Below are 19,400 nucleotides of genomic sequence, written 5' to 3'. Positions count from 1 at the left end.
CAAAAGAAAAATCCCTTGTTTAGAAAACAAAGGATTTTATGAATTTTCAATTTGATTAAAGTTCGATATCACCGAACAAGTCAGCCATTGAGAATCCTGTTTGTGTTTCTGGAAGTTCGAAATCACGTTTTTCTTGACGTTTTGGACGACGTGGACGAGCAGCACGTTTTTCTTCTTTTTGTCCTTCTTCTTGAGCTGGACGCTCTTCAAGAGCTTTGATAGAAAGTGATACGCGCTCTGCATCTGCGTTAACTTCAAGAACTTTAACTTTAACTTCTTGACCAACTTTAAGAGCTTCTTTTGGATTTTCAATACGTTTGTGTGAAATTTGTGATACGTGAACAAGTCCATCGATACCTGGCAATACTTCAACAAATGCGCCGAAGTCAGTCAAACGTTTAACTGTTCCTTCTACTACATCACCTTTAGCCAATTTTTGCTCAACGCCATCCCATGGTCCAGGTGTTGTTGCTTTAAGTGAAAGTGATACGCGTCCTTCTTCTTCGTTAAGATCAAGGATTTTCACTTCAATTTCTTCACCAACAGTTACAACTGATTTTGGTGATACGTTACGTTCATGTGACAATTCAGTCAAGTGAACCAATCCATCAACACCACCAAGGTCGATGAAAGCACCGAAACTTGTGATACGTGCAACTTTACCAGTTACTACATCACCAACAGCCAATTTACCGAATACTTCAGCACGAGCCGCTGCTGTAGCTGCTTCAACAACTTCACGACGTGAAAGGATGAAGCGGTTTTCTTTAGCGTCAACTTCTTTGATTTTAGCATCAAATTCTTGACCTACAAAACGCTCAGTGTTACGTACGAAACGAGTATCCAACATTGAAGCTGGGATGAATCCACGAACACCTTCAAATTCTACTGAAAGTCCACCTTTAACGGCACGAGTTCCTTTAACAGTAACAACTTCTTCTTCGCGACCAACAAGTTTGTCCCATGCTTTGCGAGCTTCAAGGCGTTTTTTAGATACAAGGTATGTAACTGTATCAGTATCTTTACCAACTACTTGACGAAGTACAAGAACATCCAATACTTCTCCTACTTTAACAAAGTCATTGATATCTGCATCGCGATCGTTTGTCAATTCGCGAAGAGTCAAGACACCTTCAACACCAGTTCCAGAGATTGCAACGTTAGCTTGAGTCGCATCAACTGTCAATACTTCAGCACTAACAACATCACCAGTCTCAACTTGGCTAACGCTATTTAGCAAATCTTCAAATTCGTTCATCTAAAAAATCCTCCAACAATCAAGCTTTTCTAAGCTTGACATACTTATAATATTTTTCCTAAGCACCCGCAAGGACATGTTCATATCGTTCACGTCTTTCAATTATAAAAATAAAATACCCTAAGATATTTTGCTTTTTATCTTGATTATTACCTAAGAACTGGGGTAGCTGGATTCGAACCAACGCATGAGGGAGTCAAAGTCCCTTGCCTTACCGCTTGGCTATACCCCATTGATGAAATGGAGAGAGAGGGATTCGAACCCCCGAACCCGAAGGAGCGGATTTACAGTCCGCCGCGTTTAGCCTCTTCGCTATCTCTCCTACAATCAACATGGACTATTATATCATGAAAATTTCAAAAAAACAAGACTTATTTTGCTAAATTATAATTTTCAATCAAAATTTCCACAGCTTTTTCCAATTTTTTATAAAAACTATCGACATTCCCATTCTTTATGATGGCAAATTGTCCGTCTAATTCGGCAATTTCTCCGATAACTTTTTTGCCGATAGTCAATGTATAACCTTCAAAACTGTCTTTACCAACATTAACTTTAGCATCTGCTACTTGAATTTCAATTTTTTTATCTTTCTTGCTCATTTCATACCTCTCTTCACTTTTTCTATTTTACAAGAAAATCCCAAAACTAGCAAGAAAAAACTCTATATCATTCCAAGTCTGATATAGAGTTTTCTGCTTTATTTAATGTGTTTTTCTAGTTCTTTTTGGTACTTACCATTTGATTCCAATTTTTCTTTTTGCCATTTTTTCAGTGCTTCTTCATATTCTTTTGTTGTAACAATATCTTTTTGCAATTTCATCCCTTTAAAGATATATGGGTCACCTTTAATACCAACTTGTGAGTATGGTTTTGAGAATGGCACGACATTACTTACAACTGGAGAACCACCAGATGAAGCTGTTGGCATCAATAATGAACTATCTGTCAACCAAGCTTGAGCCTTGGCATATTTTTCATAGCGTTCTTCAAGATTTGTAGTTTCTGAATCTGCATCATCCAATAATTTCTTATATTTGTCCAAACCAAGTTTAGCTACAACATCCTTATCTTTTCCTTTAGTAATACCAAGGTGTTTCATAGCAGAACCTGATTTAGGATCCATGATATTCAAGTAAGATGCTGGGTCTTGATAACTTGGAGCCCATCCTGTACTGTTCAAATCATAATCTTTTTGAGAAGGAACACGCGCTTGAGAAGTGATTGTTTCCTTTTCATTATCTGTCATTTGAAGAACATCAATGACAACATTTTCAGCACCAAGAGTTGATTCGATAGACTGTTTGAAAGAGTTGCTTTGTTGAACGGCGATGGTATCTGTTTGTTCAACTGGGACATCCAAATGAATTGGGAAAGTTACCCCTTTAGATTCCAAGTCTTTCTTAGCTTTTTCAAAGGCTGCTTTAGCCTTGTCAGGGTTGTAGATAGAATCCTTACCGTCAACTAGCTCAACACCTTTCCATTGGTCACCATAGTTCACCAACTCAGCTTGGGCGATTTGACCAAAGTTTTTACCCCCTGCTTGTACAAAGTTGTCAGGAACAAGGCTGTTACGAATAATCTTGTCCGCACCGTCTTCACCATTTAGCTGGGCAGCATAAGAATGGCGGTTGAAGGCAAAGTTAATAGCCTGACGGAAGTCCTTATTAAGCATAGCTTCTTTTGTAGAAGTCTTTTGTTCTTCACTTGTTTTCGCAGTTTTATTATATGACTGACGATTTACGTTAAAGGTGAAGTAATAGCTACTTGAGTCCTGTGGGCTATAAGTGATTTTATCTCCGTATTGTTCCAAAGTAGAAGCAAAGTTTGAGCTACTTGGGAAGAGACGGGCTGTCGTATAGGCACCTGAAGAGAAGCTACGAATCAACGATTCCTGATCTGAACCATCGTAGTAGGTCAATTTGACCTTTTCAATTTTTACCTTTTCTTTATCCCAGTAGTTTGGATTTTTCTCGTATTCGATTAACGATTTAGAAGTCAAGGTCTTCAAGATATAAGGACCATTGTAAAGAATCCCTGCTGGAGTAACTGCTCCATAATCTTTACCTGATGCCTTCAAAAACTCTTCATTTACAGGCAACATCGTCGCTGTTGTAACTTTAGAGTTCCAGAAACTTTCTGGTTTGTTTAGGGTATATTCGACTGTATAATCGTCCAAGGCCTTAACACCAACTGTAGAGAAATCATTGGTCTCACCAGTCATGTAGGCATCCAAGCCCTTAATTGAATTTTGGATGAGAGAGACACCGTCTGACTTACCGTCAGCTACGTGTTTCAATCCTGTTACAAAGTCATGGGCTGTTACTTCTGCATATTCTTCACCTTCTGAAGTGTACCATTTAACCCCTTTACGAAGTTTATAGGTATAGGTCAAACCATCTTTTGACACAGACCAATCTTCAGCCAAGGAAGGAATAACATTTCCGTATTGGTCGTTTTCCATCAAACCATCAACCACGTTCCCGATGACATCTGTTGTCGATGTACGAGTTGCTATACTATAGTCCAAAGATGCTGGATCTACTGCATAGACATATGAAAATGTTGTCGGTGCATCTGCTTCTTTATCAGCTTTTCCACAAGCCACTAAAAGAGCTGTTGTACTCAGGACCACTCCTGCTGTTAAGAGCCACTTTTTCGATTTCATCAAAAATCTCCTTTTGTTTATTTTAATCTACTTTTACAATCCAACCTTCTGGCGCTTCAATATCACCAAACTGAATACCTGTCAATTCATCATATAGTTTACGAGTCACAGGACCAACTTCTGTTTCACTATAGAATACATGGAAATCATCACCGTGCTGAATTCCACCAATTGGCGAAATAACTGCTGCTGTACCACAAGCACCTGCCTCTACAAAACGATCAAGCTTATCAATTGGAACATCACCCTCAATAGGAGTCAAACCCAAGCGGTGTTCTGCCAAATAAAGTAAAGAATACTTAGTAATAGATGGCAAAATAGATGGACTCAATGGTGTTACAAATTCATTGTCAGCTGTAATTCCAAAGAAGTTAGCTGAACCTACTTCTTCAATCTTTGTATGAGTTGATGGGTCTAGGTAGATAACATCTGAGAAATGACGTGACTTGGCCAATTTCCCTGGCAAGAGACTTGCAGCATAGTTCCCACCAACCTTAGCCGCACCTGTACCATTTGGAGCCGCACGATCGTATTCATCCTGAATCAAGAAGTTGGTTGGAACCAAACCACCCTTAAAGTAATTTCCAACTGGCATAGCAAAGATGGTGAAAATGTATTCCTCTGCTGGTTTAACCCCGATAATATCTCCAACACCAATCAAAAGTGGACGAAGATAAAGGGTTCCACCTGTTCCATATGGTGGTACGTATTCTTCATTGGCGCGGACAACTGCCTTACAAGCTTCTACAAACATGTCTGTCGGAACTTGTGGCATCAAGAGACGATTACAAGTACGTTGCAGACGTTTAGCATTTTCGTCAGGACGGAAAAGTTGAACACTACCATCCTTAGTACGGTAAGCTTTCAAACCTTCAAAGGCTTGTTGACCATAGTGAAGACTTGGAGAAGACTCTGAAATATGCAAGGTTGCATCTTCTGTAAGTTCTCCTTGATTCCATTGTCCATTTTTAAAATGAGCAATATAGCGATAAGGTAATTTCATATAGGAGAAACCAAGGTTTTCCCAATCAATCGTTACTGTCATATTCCACTCCTTATTCTAAAAACCTATTTCTTATATTCTACACTTTTTTTCTAAAATAGCAAGTATATTTTGTAATTTTCAGAAAATTTCTTCAATAAAAAGAATCTAAGGTATCTGTCGTAATGAATCCTATATGGAGATTGCATAAAAGACTCAAATTATTCTTCTATCTCGTTTAGTAAAATCTATTCAATAACTGAACTTATTTTTGACATACATAGAGCCCGTACATTAATATTAGTAACCTGTTTCGACAGAGATATGATAAAATGAACTAAAGATAGTACACAATGTAGTGTAGTCATCTTATGCCATATTCAACAGATTTACGTAAAAAAGTTCTCGCCTATTGTAAGCGAACAGGTAGTATAACAGAAGTATCACACGTTTTCCAAATCTCACGTAATACCATTATCTAAAAGAGAAAATAGGTGATTTAAACCATCAAGTAAAAGGAATAAAACCAAGAAAAATTGATAGAAATAGACTTAAAAACTATCTTACTGACAATCCAGACGCTTATTTGACTGAAATAGCTTCTGAATTTGGCTGTCATCCAACTATAGCGTATTGAATCTAGAATAGCACATTACAGTTGCTAAAACATTTCTAGAAAAAATTGACTTTCTCAATCACTTTGTTCACATCTTATTTCAATCTACTATACTATCCACTATGCTCTCAAAGCTATAGGCTACACTCGAAAAAAAGAATCACACCTACTATGAATAAGCCCCAGAAAAGTAGCTTTATTTCTTATTCCTCCCCACTCACCTGAGTAAAATCTTAGTGAGAAAAACTGAGCTCATATCAAAAAGCACCTCAAAAATTGTCCTACTCTTGTTTCAATCCGCTGTGTTTCTTATAAAAAACAAAAGGACTAAGGGAGTGAATTTCCTTAATCCGATAGTCTCTCAAGCCTGACGCTGACCAAAGTCCTTAATCATCTGATCCATTTCTTGTCGACTCGGAGTTGTCAACATATACAGGTAATCTCCTTGAAGTTCCGCAAAGGCCGCTGGCATGATTTTTTTAACCTTGAACTGCTGGCTATATTTGTCAATCAAATCCTCTTCTGAATAAACATAGTGAGCATTTGCACGGCGAGAAGTAGCCAAACAATACTGAGGTTCAAATTCTGACGCTGGGAACTCTTCTCCTGCGACAATGGCTGCATAGCCACGATAGAGGTCCAAGGAATGGGCAAAGTTATAAACATCAATGGTAAACCCACCTGCAGGACGGTTATTGTACTCAATGGCAATATAATCATCCCCCTCACGGAAGAACTCAATATGGAAGAACCGTTCTTTCATACCAAATTCCTTGACAATTGCCTCACCATATTTACGTAATTTAGGATCCATATCCTTGAGAACGTAATAAGAATTGTCCATCTTGTAAATCATGAGATCAAGCGGTGTATAGGCGTAGTCAAAGGTTGTTGAAAAGACAATCTTTCCTTCCTTGTCCACTAGACCATCAAAGGTGCAAATTTCGCTAGAGGTGACAAATTTCTCAAAGAAATAAACAGTTGAATGATCCCACTCAGCCTTGAAGTGATTGATATCGTCCTCTGTCTCAAGCTTAAAGGTCGCGGCTGCTCCCACTCCATTGTCAGGTTTGGCAATCATTGGAAGGCCGATTTCGTTCACTGCTTGATCAACATCTGCTTCCGTCTTGATAACAGCTCCAGGGACCACAGGGACACCTGCTTTTTTGAAAAGCTTCTTCATTTCAGACTTAAATTTCGTCTTTTTGAGATCCTCTGGTTTGGCACCAAAAACATTGAATTGTTCTCTGAGTGTTGCATCCAACTCAAGCCAGTATTCATTATGAGACTCGATGCGGTCAATCGGGCCATGTTTATAAAAGAGAAAAGCAACTGCTCTCTTGACTTCATCTATATTTTCAAGATTGTCCACACGGAAATACTCGGTCAGGCTATTGCGTAAAGGTTCATCCAATTGCTCGTAAGGTTCCTGACCAATTCCCAAGACGTTGATTCCTTTATTAGCTAGTTCAATGGTAAACTGTTGAAAGTTTTGTGGATAGTAGGGAGAAATAACAAGGTAATTCATAGGTAACTCCTTTTATAAATAGAGATTGCCGAGGAAATAAGGCATTTGTTTGCGCCACCATTCCCAGTCGTGGGCGACATCGTGTCCCCATTCAGCAAACCAGGCTGGAATTTGTTTCTGGTCAAAGGCTTCTTTAAGCTTGTAGAAGGATGGCAGACCGTCTTGTTCCCAAGCTCCAAGTCCTGTACACAGCACAATCTCTGCCTGACGGTAACGGTCAATAAACCAGCCGTCGTTTTGGTTCCAGATATAATCAACTGGCGAGTTTTGGTAAATAGCATCGTCGTTATAGTAATCGCCGACAAAGAAACGTGCGTCGTAAACACCACTGAGAGCAATCACTTTGGTAAATACATCTGGATGCTGAAGGAAGAAATTGAGTGCATGGTAGGCACCCATTGAGCAACCTGTCGTCATCATGCCATCAAACCAACCTGTCTTATGCTTGATAAAAGGAATGGCCTCCTCAATCACGTAGCGTTCGTAGGCACGGTGCATCTCCGCTTGGTCGTGACCGTTTTTCCAAGTGGCCAACCAACTCTCACTATCCACACTAGATAGGGTAAAGAATTGGACACGGCCTTCCTCAATAAAGGAAGCACAAGCATCAATCATGCCAAAATCATAGTATTCATTGTGACTACCACCTGATGAAGCAAAGACCACAACTGGAATCCCAGCATGACCATAACGGTTAAGGTACATTTCACGGTTAAGATGGCCACTCCAGTGGCTAAGATGTTCAATATGCATATTTTCTCCTTTCTTACTTTACCTTACCAGTTTTCTGCAAAAAATCTCAGACAATCTGGTAAATTCTCCGACCAAGGGATTTCACTATGGATGGCACCAGACTGAACTTTTAAGACAAGATTGCCCAAGTGTACTCCTCCTGCTATCAAATCATGGTAATAGCGAAGCGAAGAGTCGATATAGGCTTGTTTGATATTACCAGCCATCAAGGTCTTGTCTGTATCATCCGCTTCTTCCGTTCCCACATAGATGAAGATACGCTGGTCAGGCGATAGTTGCTGACGCTCGATATAGCGGTTAAAGGCTTCTTGGTGGAGCCAGTTGGCAGATGAAAAGACGCCCAAGCAACCAATTTGGTCTTGGTATTCCAAACCGATAAACTGGGTAATATTGCCTCCTAGTGAGGAACCAATCATGGCTGTATGCTGGCGGTCTGCTTTTGTACGATAAGTTTCATCAATAAAAGGCTTGACCACCTCCATGACAAACTCGGCATACTCCACACCCTTACCGCCAAACTGCTGCCCTGGGATTGGAGATTCTTGGAACTTCCAAGCTGCATACTCATTCATCCGCCCCATTCCATCATTGTCAATGGCTACGACAATCATGCGACTGATATCAGGATTACGCTTAATAGCTGGGATAATCTTCCATGAATGACCAATGAAAGACTCCTTACTATAAAAAACATTTTGCCCGTCATGAAAGTATACAACAGGATAGGAACGATTCGTGTCTTTCTCATAATCTTTAGGTAGAAGAACACGCACACGGCGCTCCTTACCTGTATAAGGAACCTTGAGTTTGTGTTCTTTCATTTTTAAATAAAAGTAGGATTGATTCATTGTCAGAAAACTCTCTATATTCAAAATTTTATTTCATTATATCACAATTATAGAAAAAAAGTTAGTTTTGCTTCCGTTTTTGGAATTAAAAACTAACTTTTTCATTTATTTTTCTAAATTCTTCTGGATTTTCTGATTAGAGCAAATTATCAATCAAGTCATCCACTTCATCTTTTTCAACCTGCGGTGTGATTTCAGTAATCATAATCCCTGCTACTGCTCGTTCAACCAAACCTTCAACATCCATGCGTGCTTCATACTGCTCTGCATTCTTAATCTTAGGATTGGTCTTAGGACGGTCAGGTGCAAAAATCGTACAGCAGTCCTCAAAAGGTTGGATAGAAATTTCAAAGGTATCGATTTCCTGGGCGATGTCAATGATTTCCAATTTGTCCATGGTAACCACAGGGCGGATGATGGGAGTGTTGGTCACAGCGTTAATCGCCTGCATACTTTCAAGAGTTTGGCTGGCTACTTGACCAAGGCTTTCCCCATTGATAATAACTAAACCATTTCGTACCTCACGGATACGATCGGTAATCCTCATCATAAAACGACGGGTCAAGGTCATAAGATAGGCTTCTGGCGCTTTAGCCTTGATTTCCTCTTGAATCTCTGTAAAAGGAACTTCGATAAACTGGATATTTCCTCCAAACTTGGTCAATTTTCGAGTCAAATCGTGGGCTTTTTTAAGGGCACCAGGACTAGTATATGGTGGGCTGGCAAAGTGAACGGCCTCAATATCCACCCCACGCTTAAGAGCAAGATAACCTGCTACTGGTGAGTCAATCCCTCCTGACAACATAAGCATCCCTTTACCTGAAGTTCCAACTGGCAAACCACCAGCCCCACGAATGGTTTCATAAGAAAGATAGGCTGCTTCTTCACGGATCTCCACCTGAAGATTGATGTCAGGACTTTTCATTTGAGCTTGCACATTTGGAATGGCTTCGAAAACAGCTCCTCCAAGTGTTTGGTTGAGTTCACGACTATCAAGTTCAAAGGTGTGGTCGCTACGCTTGCTAGAAATTTTAAAGGTCATGCCATCCTTGTAGATGTCCTGCATGATCTCTTGGACAGCAGACTTCAGAACTTCTATAGATTTTTCAACCTTATATACTGGAGAAAAATTCTGAATTCCAAAAACTTGTTTGAGCGATTCTGCTACTGCTGTGTAATCTGCTCCATTGAGGTAAGCGTGGGCACGGTCACGATCTGCCGTTACCTTAACTTGGGGATAGATAGACAAAACGTCTGAAATATTATTGCGAAGTTTATTGATGAAACGCATACGATTTTTACCCTTGGTTGACAACTCTCCGTAGCGAATCATAATTTCTGAATACTGCATGAATGCTCCTATCTTACTTTTCTAGTTTGATTGTAAATCAATTTTAACTTGGTCAAAAACTGCTCAACCTGACTCATATCATTTTCAAGGTCTAGGCTAAGACGAACAGCTGACTGGGCCTTATCTTTATCCACTCCCATGGCAATCAAGGTGCCTGCAGGTTTCCCAGCCTTGGACGAACAAGCAGAGGTCGTAGAAATAAAAATATCATAGTCTTCAAAGGCGTGAACGATGACTTCACCACGAACACCCTTGATTCCAAAAGTCAGAATATGAGGGGCAAAGTCTTCCTCATCTGAAAAGACAAAAATATCTGGATAGTCCAGAAGTGCTTGACGAATCACTGCCTTCATCTGGCCAGTCTTGCTAGTAAAGATATCTAGCTTTTCCATAGATAAACGGAGAGCCTTGGCTGTCGCTGCAATTCCTGCCACATTTTCAGTTGTCGAACGATAATCTCGCTCCTGACCACCACCTGTTAAAAGAGGCGTAATCTTCTTGCCAGACTTGATATAGACAAATCCAACACCTCGAACTCCGTGAAACTTGTGACTAGAGAAAGTCGCAAAATCCACTCGTTCTGTCAGATACTTTTCAGTCGGAATCTTGGCAAGTGCCTGAACCGCATCAACGTGGAAGGAAATAGTCGGCTTGTCTGCCAAGAGTTCTGAAATAGCCTCAATAGGTTGAATAGAGCCGATTTCATTGTTCACAGCCATGACAGAGACGAGGGTCGTATCAGGTCTTATCAAACCTGCTAGAGCCTCAACATCCACAAATCCTTTCTCATCTACTGGAGAAAAATCCACTTCAAAACCTTGAGATTTCAACCAGAGAGCTGACTCTTTGACTGCCGGATGTTCAATGGCAGATACGATGATGTGCTTGCCAAACTGGGCTTTTTCAAAGGCCACACCCTTGATGACCCAGTTATCTCCTTCTGTTCCACCAGAGGTAAAGAAGATTTCGTCACTTTTCTTGCCAATCAAATCTGCAATTTGTTGACGGGAAGCATCTAAGATTCGTGTTGCCTGGTCTCCCAAACGATGGAGACTAGATGGATTTCCTAAAATTTTTGAAGCCACCTGCATATAGGTTTCAAGGGCTTCTGGATAGGGCTTGGTCGTCGCCGAATTATCAAAGTAAATCATGTTTCTCACGCTTTCTAAAATCACTCCCTCTATTGTATCATGAAACGGAGCTTGCGACAAGAAAGGGCAATTCCTCTTTTTTTAAGATTTTTTTAAAGAAATGCGGTATAATAAATTTTAATCAAAGGAGAGAATGTATGTCTAATTATCGTAGAACTTCAAAACCAAAAACAGAACACATCAAAAAAGGCTTCACGGTCTTTCAAAAAATCGTTGCTACAATCGCTAGTATCCTTGGCTTGATTACCGCAAGTATCACAATCATGAACGCCTTGGATAATAACAAAAATACTAAAAAAGAACCTACGACAAGCCAGACGACAACCATTGTCAAAGAAATCCAAAAGGAAGCCCCTAAGGAAAACACCAGTCCCAATAAGGAAAATAACACCACTCAAGAAAAAACACAGCAAGAGGAAACGCCAAAATCTAGCGTCAAGGAAGATAAAAAAGAAGAGCAGAAAACAGCAACTCAGGATTCTTCTACTCCTGCTCCTACTCCAAGTAAACCTGCCGCTGATAATGAAAAACAGTCCAATACTCCAACTTCAGAAAATAAAAGTAATCCTCAGTAAGCACATGATCTAAAAAAATTAACTCAAAAATAAAACCACACATTCTCTCTTTGTCTTGACCACAATCAAGCCAAAGAGAGAATGTGTTTTTGTATAATTGATGTTTTAGATGCTAGATTCTTGACCAATTTTGTGAGCTTCATACTCATAAAGATAAATCCTAGCTATGTTATGACAGCTTATTTATTTCTAACATAAACTCTGCACATACCAACAATACTCTCTCATCTGCCCCAAGGGGGGCAAGAGCCATTTTCTGTTTGACATAAATTCGAAAGCCTTCTTCACGCAGAAGTTAGTAACCCTTTTACATCTGACATAAATAACCTAGTTCAACCACTTCATAGGCATTACTTCCTGTTTTATTCTTATTTCATACTCTTCGAAAATCTCTTCAAACCACATCAGCATCGCCTTACCGTACGTATGTTACTGACTTCGTCAGTTTTATCTGCAACCTCAAAGTTGTACTTTGAGCAACCTGCGGCTAGCTTCCTAGTTTGCTCTTTGATTTTCATTGAGTATCAATTATAAACCATGGCATAATAAAACGAGCATATCCAACTGATACATCGCTCGTTTTTTTGATATTTTAGAGGTGAATTTTTGATCAACCTCTTTTTGCTTACTAAAAATTAAAGAATTCCATGGCCTGTTTGAAAAGCAATTCAGTATACTCAGGGTCTTCTTGGGCAATGGTAACCTGATCTTGAATCATTTCCAAATCATCCGTTATCATGCCATCAGCTCCCAAATGAACTGATTTATCAAAGGACTCTGAACTATTAATTGTCCAAACATACAATTTCTGATCCGTATTCCAAAGCTTGTTGACAAAATTTTCATCTAAAGTTGAATACTCCATGGTGTAACCTGTCGCCTTGGTTCTTGGAAAAATACTATTATAAGGTAGGATGAAATAGACTGGAATTTGAGTATCGTAGGCTAAAACCTGGTCAATCACATGGTAGTCCAAGGATTGCATTTGGTGACCATTCTGCTTAAGAACAGTTCCATATTTTTCCATAAAGCGTTTCATCATATCTGGACTATCTTTTCGACTAGTTTTAATTTCAATGAGGAGTTTTTGATGCAATTCATTGGCTTTATTGAGATAGTCATCAAAACTAGACACCTTGCTGTGATAGCCATTTTCTGAAATATTGAGTTTGGTTAATTCTTCCAAAGTGAGATCCTGAGGATTGGCATTAACTCCTGTCAGATTCTTGATATTGGCATCATGCATCATGACAAACTGGCCATCTTTTGTTTCCTGAACATCTGTCTCAACGAAATCTGGAGATAACTGAGCGGTTTTTTCTAGTGATTGGACGGTATTTTGTACACCATTCTTATTGGATACTCCCCTGTGAGAGATAATCAAAGGTTTATTGGCAACTGGAGCTTCTAAATAAACATAACCCTCAAGAGTGAAAAAGATACAAGCACAGCCCATCACTCCCCATCTCATCCAGTGGTCTTTCTTTCTCCTTGGTGTGATTTCTAGTTCCTCCCCTGTCAAAAAGGAAACAAACTTAATGAGAAAGTAAGTCAAAGCCATATAGTGGAAATTCTTAATCAAGACAAAGTTGATAATTCCCAGCACAAGAGATTCCCTATGGGTCAAACCATCCATCAGTGCCTGACTTGCCAAGATTGGAATCAATAAAAGAATGAAAAATAGGTACGTTTTGACGATAATCCAAAGCAAGTTCCAAATATAAAACCATGAGTGCTTTCTCGTCTTCTCTAGACTGTATTTGACTGCTTCTTTGACTGTTTTTTTCTCAAATAAAAGCTGAGGTAGGGCAAACATGAAACGCACCGAAATATAAAACAGAAGTAAAGCCAGAATAGTAACCACTATACCTACAAGCCAATACTTGTCTTCCACATAATCAACAATAAAGTCCGGAATGACAATTTTATTGAGGTAATAAATCTTTAAAATCTTTCGAATCAATGGAAAGAGCATTATGACATAAAAGAAGATAAAGGCCATTTTGGAAATCGTCACTTGTCTCATAAATAAGAAACTTTGGCGAAAGACCTTGCGACTGTACTCCAGCAAGGTCCTCCTTTCGTGATAGAGGAGGTGTCGAGCTCCGATAAAGAGAAGTCCTATTTGGTAATAGGCAATCAGTAAATTAACGATTACCAGAATAAATAAAGCAAGACTAACAAATGGCGACCCTTTTATAATGGCAAAAATATTGTTGTATGAAAGAAAGAGATAACCTGTCTGACGGAGTAACAGTCCAGCAATCCAAGAATTAAGTGGTAACCAGACAAATTCAATCATCATAAATATCAAGAAAAAGAGAAAGAGAATTTTATCTAGATTAAAGTAGATTTTCCTAAAACCTAGATTTTTAGGTTTTTCAGGTTTCATAGGCACTCCTAGTCAAATAATTGAGACAAGTTCAAGCCTCCAAAAGGATTGTTTGATAGGCTACTTTCTCTCTCTAACAATTCTCTAGCTTGATCTGACTCTAAGAAGGACTCGTAAACACGCGCCGTCATCCGAGCATCCTCTAAACTATTATGAGACTGACCTTGAAATCCAAGAAATGAGGCAACGGTTTGCAACTTGAGATTGGCAATACCATGTAAATCCGAACTACGGCGTTCAAAAGCTTCATCATACAAATCCACCTTATACTGTTGGCTATAATCTAAACCATGCTCTGCTAGAATAGGCAAATCACTTTTAGCAGCATTGTATCCTACCATGGGTAAAGAACCCACAAACTCTTGGAAATCTTTGATAACTTTCTCCACTGGGGGAGCATCTTTTAAGGTCTCAGCTGTAATCCCAGTCAAACCATTGATAAAACTCTTTAGAGGCACACTAGTATGGACATAGGAATCATAGGCATCGATTTCCTGACCATCTCTAAAACGCACTGCCGATACTTGAATCAAGTGTGTTTGCCCTTCATGCTGATTAAATTCTAAATCGAAAGCAATGTAATCTTCTAATCGTTCCATTTTCTACCTCTCCTATACTGTTATTTAACTTGAGCAACTATACTATTTAGAAACAAAAGAAGCCATCAGGTTAGCATTTAACCTAAACAGCTCCTTGATTATCCTCCAAATAAACGAGCAAAAAAGCCTTTCTTAGTTGATTGGACTTCTTCTTTTGCTTGGTCCAGCTCTAGCTTAAGATTTTCTTGATCCTTCATGGCTTGAAGGGTCAATTGTTGCTGCTGATCGAGTTGTTTGTCTTTCTCAGCAATCTGACGGTCTTTGATACGCATCTGCTCGTCTTTTTCTGATAACTGACGATCCTTGGCTTTTAATTGTTCATAGAGACGAAGAATTTCTGCATTCTTCTCATCAACCAGAATCTCCATCAGTTCACGTTGCTTGACATCTTCACTGACAGGCTCATCTTCAAAAATCGTTTTTTTATAGATTTCTTCTAGCTTAATCAAGCCACTTCTGGTAACGACTGTTACCCCTTTGTCATTTTTATCTGTGTCTTCTTCTGGTAATTCTTTGACACGGTTATTGATTGCTTGGCGAGATAATCCTAAGACCTCTGCAATCTCACTGACGGTCATTTCAATACTCATAATATCCTCTGAAACGTTTTCTAGCTTTTCTTTACTTAAATCTTATCATAAGCTAGAAAAACTGTCAAATTTTCGCTTAATTTAAGGCCTTCAAAAAGGCTAATAAGACTTGGGCAGAGCGACGTCCAGCTTCGATAATAAACTCATCAAAAGAGATGTTTGCTTCATGGTTGGCATTATCACTCATAGCTCGGATGACTAAAACTGGAAGATTAAGGGCATGCGCCGCCTGAGCAATCGCTGCCCCCTCCATCTCAACTGCTAAAACTTCTGGAAAATGGGACTTAATCGCTTCTATCTTGTCATTTCCAGCAACAAAACTATCTCCTGTAGCAATCAAACCAAGATGCCAGTTCTGGTCCAATTGATATAGACTCTCTTGAATTTTAGCAACAAAGGTTTTATCTGATTCGAAATAAAGCGGTTGTTGCGCCATTTGTCCATAAGCGTAGCCAAAAGCTGTGACATCCACATCATGATAGGCTAATTTGTCAGCAATCACAATATCCCCAACAGCAATCCCCTCTGCTACTGCCCCAGCTGATCCCGTATTAATAAGAGCATCCACTTGGAAATGATCAGCCAAAATCGCCACACTCATAGCAGACATAACCTTACCAATTCCACTTTCTACAAGAACGACTTCATGAGAGGCAATGGTCCCTGTATGATAGGTATTCCCCAAAACAACTTGCTCCTGGGCATTGTCTAAATGCTGGACCAGATAAGCCAGTTCTTCTGGCATGGCCGCAATAATTCCTATTTTCATTTCAATTCCTTTTCTATTACAAAAGTTTCATTGCTAAGACAAGCAAAATCAAGAGAAAGATGACTGCAAATAAAATCTTATTCAACTTAGAATTGAAGACATTTCTCTTAGTATTTTCAATGCGACGGCTTTTATGAATAGACGGTTCGACCTGAATCTTCAAGGTTTCCTGGCTAAAACCATGTTCCTTAGGATTGGCATAACCAAAACGGGAAGAAGAGGTTGGTAAAATCTTGGTCTCCTCATCATCTAGCAAAGGGGGACCTGAAATTTTTTCGCCTCTATTAGCTCTTTCAATCATTTCATCCGTTAATAAAGGTTTACCCATACTGACCTCCTCTATTTTTTCTGCAATTCCCAATACTGAACAGCCATAATTGTCTTGGCATCACATATATGACCTGCTTGGATTAATTTCTTGGCTTCTTCTAAGCTCACTTCAAGGACTTCCAAGGTCTCATCTTCATCCTGCGGACGCGGATTTTCCACTTTCGTCAAATCGCTTGCTCGGTATAGTTTTAATTTTTCATTACAAAAGCCAATGGCTGAATAAAAGTCATACAAAAGTTCTAATTTCCCTGTGTAGGCTGTTTCTTCCTCTAATTCACGAAGGGCTGCTGCTATAGGGTCTGTGTTTTCTCCTACTTCCAACTTTCCGGCTGGAATTTCGTAAGAGATAGCCTCGATGGCTTTGCGGTACTGCTTGACCAAGATGAGTTTTTGTTCATCCGTCACAGCTAAAACACAGACAGCTCCATTGTGGAAAATCAAATCCCGTTGGGCAGTTCCCTTGCCTTCTGGTAATTCAACCTGATCTTGAACCAGTTTAAAAATCGGTCCTTGATAGATTTCTTTTCGACTAAGCGTTTTTTCTTCAAATTCCATGATAGGCTCCTACTGATTTTTAGGATGATGGGGAAGACGAGTTGCATATTCATCTTTATTGACCTGACGACCACGACCAATCGCAATGGCATCTGCTGGAACATCTTTAGTAATAGTTGAACCAGCTCCAACGAGGGAATTGTCACCTAACTCAACTGGAGCAATAATGGTTGAATTTGAACCAACGAAGACATTGTTACCGATGACTGTCTTGTATTTGTTTTTGCCATCATAGTTGACTGTAATGGTTCCAGCACCAAAATTAACCTTGCTACCCACTTCACAGTTTCCAATATAAGTCAAATGACCAGCCTTAGTATTCTCACCGATTGAAGAACCTTTCACCTCAACAAAGTTTCCAATATGAACTTGGGCACCCAGACTTGAACCTGGACGAATGTGGGCATAAGGTCCGACAGTTACGCCGTCTGCAACACTGCTTTCCTCAATCATAGAATTGGTAATGACAGCTCCTGCTCCGATAGTGCTATCCACTACATACGTTCCATTTGTCAAAACAGTCTCAGCGCCAATTTTCGTTTGACCTTTCAAGGTAACATTGGCTTCGATTTGAACTTCAGGCGCAATCTCAACATCAATATCGATATAAGTTGCTTCTGGGTTGACAAAGCTAACACCATTGACCATGTGTTGGTGATTGATGCGGCGACGCATGACCGACTCAGCTGTCGCAAGAGCCACACGGTCATTTACCCCAAGACTTTCATCAAAATCTTTCAAAGTATAAGCGCCAACTTTTTCACCAGCTTCACGGAAAATACCAATGACATCTGTGATATAGTATTCACCTTGAGCGTTATTGGTATTGATATTTTTCAAAGCCTCAAACAAACGCTCGTTGTCAAAGACGTAAGTTCCAGTGTTGATTTCCTTGATTTGTTTTTCAAAATCTGTAGCATCCTTCTGCTCAACAATGCGAAGAACTTCAGCATTGTCATTACGTACAATTCGTCCATAGCCAAAAGGATTATCCGTTTCAGCAGTCAAGATAGTCGCTACATTTTTATGATTGATGTGGAAATCAATCAAGTTTTTCAAGCTTTCACCAGTGATTAAAGGAGTATCTCCTGCAATGACCAAGGTGTGCCCTGACAAACCTTCTAAGATAGGTTCTGTCATCATAACTGCATGGCCAGTCCCTAACTGTTCAGATTGAGTCACAAATTCTGTCTGTCCAGCCAAGACCTGCTCAACCAATTCCGCCTTGTGTCCCACAACTGTTACTGTCTTTTCAGGTTGGATAGCTCCCACACTACGGAAAACGTGTTCCAACATAGAAATACCCGCAACCTTGTGCAACACTTTTGGCAAATCAGATTTCATGCGAGTCCCTTTACCCGCTGCTAAAATAATGGCATAATTTGACATAATCTTCTCTTTTCTCTAGAAATTCCCTTTTATTATACCATATTTCAAATCATTACGCGCTCTTGAATGAAAAAATGCTCCAAAGTCCTTTCCTTAACCCATTTTTTGAGTATTTTTTTTGATTTTTTCTCATTTTTAAGGTAAAATTATGAGATATGAGAAAGAAAATAAATCCGCTTATTTTGTTTGGTTTTTTTGGGATTATGATTTTCATTTTAATCCTGAATCGCCCTCGTTTTGAGGACCATCCTGTAAAAACAAAGTCAAATATCGCGCAAGTAGAAACCCAAGCGCTACACAATATAGATAAACCGGTAATTGATGTTTCTGGTTGGCAGCGTCCTGAGGAAATCAATTACGATACTCTGTCCCAAAACATTTCTGGAGCTATCGTTCGTGTCCATAGTGGCGCTCAGTCTTTAAAAGAAAACGATGCTTCCTATGTTAATGGTGTTGATAAGGCCTTTAAAACCCATATCACTGAGTTTCAAAAACGAAATGTCCCAGTTGGTGTCTATGCTTATTTAGCTGGAAAAAGTGTCCAAGAAATGGAAAAAGCCGCTGAAGTTTTTTATAACGCCTCTTCACCATACAGCCCTAGTTACTATTGGCTAGACGTGGAAGAAAAAACCATGTCCAATATGAACGAGGGTGTTGAAGCCTTTCGAGCAAAGCTAGAATCACTTGGTGCTAAAAACATCGGAATCTACGTTGGTGTCTACTTCATGGAAGAACACAGTATTGATACAGGCAAATTTACCTCTGTTTGGATTCCTTCCTATGGTTCAAATACCGGATTTTTCGAAAGCAAACCTAATACGGACTTAGATTATGATATTCACCAATACACATCTAAAGGAAAAATTGCTGGCTTTGACCACGATTTAGATATCAACGTAATCTCTTCTTTAAAAAATAAAGAAGAAACCTTTAGAAAACTCTTTTTAAAACCTTAAAAGCATTTGTTTATCATTTGCTTTTTCTTTTTGTGTTTGATTGTGATACAATATAGTAAGGATTTTTTGAAATAGAAATAGTTGGAGGAA

General features: G+C 39.4%; 18 protein-coding genes, 2 tRNA genes and 1 pseudogene. 3 read left to right on the top strand and 18 right to left on the bottom strand.

From position 1 onward, the window contains the following. Positions 1-55: 55 nt before the first annotated feature. The 6 genes from rpsA to O3650_RS00310 all read right to left on the bottom strand — a co-directional run bounded on the left by rpsA (position 56) and on the right by O3650_RS00310 (position 4,971). Positions 56-1,258: a 30S ribosomal protein S1 gene (rpsA, locus tag O3650_RS00335; RefSeq protein ID WP_001001630.1), complete on the bottom strand. Its 1,203-nt coding sequence runs from the start codon at positions 1,256-1,258 to the stop codon at positions 56-58. 160 nt (positions 1,259-1,418) lie between these two features. After that, positions 1,419-1,490, bottom strand: a tRNA-Gln gene (locus tag O3650_RS00330). Positions 1,491-1,499: 9 nt separating this feature from the next. Further along, positions 1,500-1,580: transfer RNA gene (locus O3650_RS00325), tRNA-Tyr, on the bottom strand. 49 nt (positions 1,581-1,629) lie between these two features. Further along, positions 1,630-1,860 carry a DUF2969 domain-containing protein gene (locus O3650_RS00320; protein ID WP_000037113.1) on the bottom strand — a complete coding sequence of 77 codons (231 nt, stop codon included), beginning with the start codon at positions 1,858-1,860 and terminating at the stop codon, positions 1,630-1,632. A 98-nt stretch (positions 1,861-1,958) separates the two neighbouring features. Further along, the gene (locus O3650_RS00315; protein ID WP_203175467.1) at positions 1,959-3,926 is read right to left on the bottom strand and encodes a peptide ABC transporter substrate-binding protein; all 1,968 of its coding nucleotides are present in this window, start codon (positions 3,924-3,926) and stop codon (positions 1,959-1,961) included. A gap of 22 nt (positions 3,927-3,948) precedes the next feature. After that, positions 3,949-4,971 (bottom strand): branched-chain amino acid aminotransferase, encoded by a 1,023-nt coding sequence (locus tag O3650_RS00310; RefSeq protein WP_049513662.1) that lies wholly within the window; start codon positions 4,969-4,971, stop codon positions 3,949-3,951. Positions 4,972-5,279: 308 nt separating this feature from the next. Between O3650_RS00310 and O3650_RS00305 the strand changes: the two are divergent. Next, positions 5,280-5,533: pseudogene (locus O3650_RS00305) on the top strand (IS630 transposase-related protein); the annotation flags it as partial. 352 nt (positions 5,534-5,885) lie between these two features. On the opposite strand, the gene O3650_RS00300 reads toward O3650_RS00305, so the two are convergent. From O3650_RS00300 to O3650_RS00280, 5 genes are all read right to left on the bottom strand, one after another. After that, complete coding sequence (locus tag O3650_RS00300; protein ID WP_153193317.1) at positions 5,886-7,052, bottom strand: acetyl-CoA carboxylase biotin carboxylase subunit family protein; 1,167 nt, start codon at positions 7,050-7,052, stop codon at positions 5,886-5,888. Positions 7,053-7,064: 12 nt separating this feature from the next. Beyond that, on the bottom strand, positions 7,065-7,805 hold the full coding sequence (locus tag O3650_RS00295; protein WP_000546753.1) for an esterase family protein: 741 nt from the start codon (positions 7,803-7,805) through the stop codon (positions 7,065-7,067). 23 nt (positions 7,806-7,828) lie between these two features. Next, entirely contained in the window at positions 7,829-8,653 is an 825-nt protein-coding gene (locus tag O3650_RS00290; RefSeq protein WP_203175468.1) for an alpha/beta hydrolase, read from the bottom strand. 136 nt (positions 8,654-8,789) lie between these two features. After that, complete coding sequence (gene thiI / locus O3650_RS00285) at positions 8,790-10,004, bottom strand: tRNA uracil 4-sulfurtransferase ThiI (protein ID WP_371491280.1); 1,215 nt, start codon at positions 10,002-10,004, stop codon at positions 8,790-8,792. A gap of 8 nt (positions 10,005-10,012) precedes the next feature. Continuing rightward, positions 10,013-11,155 (bottom strand): cysteine desulfurase family protein, encoded by a 1,143-nt coding sequence (locus O3650_RS00280; protein ID WP_371491278.1) that lies wholly within the window; start codon positions 11,153-11,155, stop codon positions 10,013-10,015. A gap of 137 nt (positions 11,156-11,292) precedes the next feature. Between O3650_RS00280 and O3650_RS00275 the strand changes: the two genes are divergently transcribed. After that, positions 11,293-11,730, top strand: a complete 438-nt coding sequence (locus O3650_RS00275; RefSeq protein WP_153193311.1) for a DUF6556 family protein — start codon at positions 11,293-11,295, stop codon at positions 11,728-11,730. A gap of 628 nt (positions 11,731-12,358) precedes the next feature. On the opposite strand, the gene O3650_RS00270 is transcribed toward O3650_RS00275, so the two are convergent. The 7 genes from O3650_RS00270 to glmU form a co-directional block, all read right to left on the bottom strand. Beyond that, positions 12,359-14,122 (bottom strand): glycerophosphoryl diester phosphodiesterase membrane domain-containing protein, encoded by a 1,764-nt coding sequence (locus O3650_RS00270; RefSeq protein ID WP_203175469.1) that lies wholly within the window; start codon positions 14,120-14,122, stop codon positions 12,359-12,361. 8 nt (positions 14,123-14,130) lie between these two features. After that, entirely contained in the window at positions 14,131-14,721 is a 591-nt protein-coding gene (locus tag O3650_RS00265) for a 3'-5' exonuclease (RefSeq protein ID WP_060805688.1), read from the bottom strand. A gap of 98 nt (positions 14,722-14,819) precedes the next feature. After that, positions 14,820-15,311: a chromosome segregation protein RocS gene (gene rocS / locus O3650_RS00260; RefSeq protein WP_000021242.1), complete on the bottom strand. Its 492-nt coding sequence runs from the start codon at positions 15,309-15,311 to the stop codon at positions 14,820-14,822. Between the two features lie 76 nt (positions 15,312-15,387). Continuing rightward, the gene (locus O3650_RS00255; RefSeq protein ID WP_060805687.1) at positions 15,388-16,080 is read right to left on the bottom strand and encodes a 5'-methylthioadenosine/adenosylhomocysteine nucleosidase; all 693 of its coding nucleotides are present in this window, start codon (positions 16,078-16,080) and stop codon (positions 15,388-15,390) included. A 16-nt stretch (positions 16,081-16,096) separates the two neighbouring features. Next, on the bottom strand, positions 16,097-16,408 hold the full coding sequence (gene macP / locus O3650_RS00250) for a cell wall synthase accessory phosphoprotein MacP (protein WP_000517862.1): 312 nt from the start codon (positions 16,406-16,408) through the stop codon (positions 16,097-16,099). A gap of 11 nt (positions 16,409-16,419) precedes the next feature. Then, positions 16,420-16,965, bottom strand: coding sequence for an NUDIX hydrolase (locus O3650_RS00245; RefSeq protein WP_060805686.1), 546 nt, complete (start codon positions 16,963-16,965; stop codon positions 16,420-16,422). A gap of 9 nt (positions 16,966-16,974) precedes the next feature. Then, on the bottom strand, positions 16,975-18,354 hold the full coding sequence (gene glmU / locus O3650_RS00240; RefSeq protein ID WP_000073766.1) for a bifunctional UDP-N-acetylglucosamine diphosphorylase/glucosamine-1-phosphate N-acetyltransferase GlmU: 1,380 nt from the start codon (positions 18,352-18,354) through the stop codon (positions 16,975-16,977). Positions 18,355-18,509: 155 nt separating this feature from the next. On the opposite strand from glmU, the gene O3650_RS00235 reads away from it, so the two are divergent. Next, positions 18,510-19,310 carry a GH25 family lysozyme gene (locus O3650_RS00235; RefSeq protein WP_153193308.1) on the top strand — a complete coding sequence of 267 codons (801 nt, stop codon included), beginning with the start codon at positions 18,510-18,512 and terminating at the stop codon, positions 19,308-19,310. The last annotated feature ends 90 nt before the right edge of the window (positions 19,311-19,400 follow it).

Origin of the sequence: Streptococcus sp. 20925_1_24 (genome assembly GCF_041432335.1) — a bacterium.
Lineage (GTDB): Bacteria > Bacillota > Bacilli > Lactobacillales > Streptococcaceae > Streptococcus > Streptococcus mitis_BM.
The sequence above is the reverse complement of the archived record's forward strand: the minus strand, read 5'-3'. Positions and strand labels throughout refer to the sequence as shown.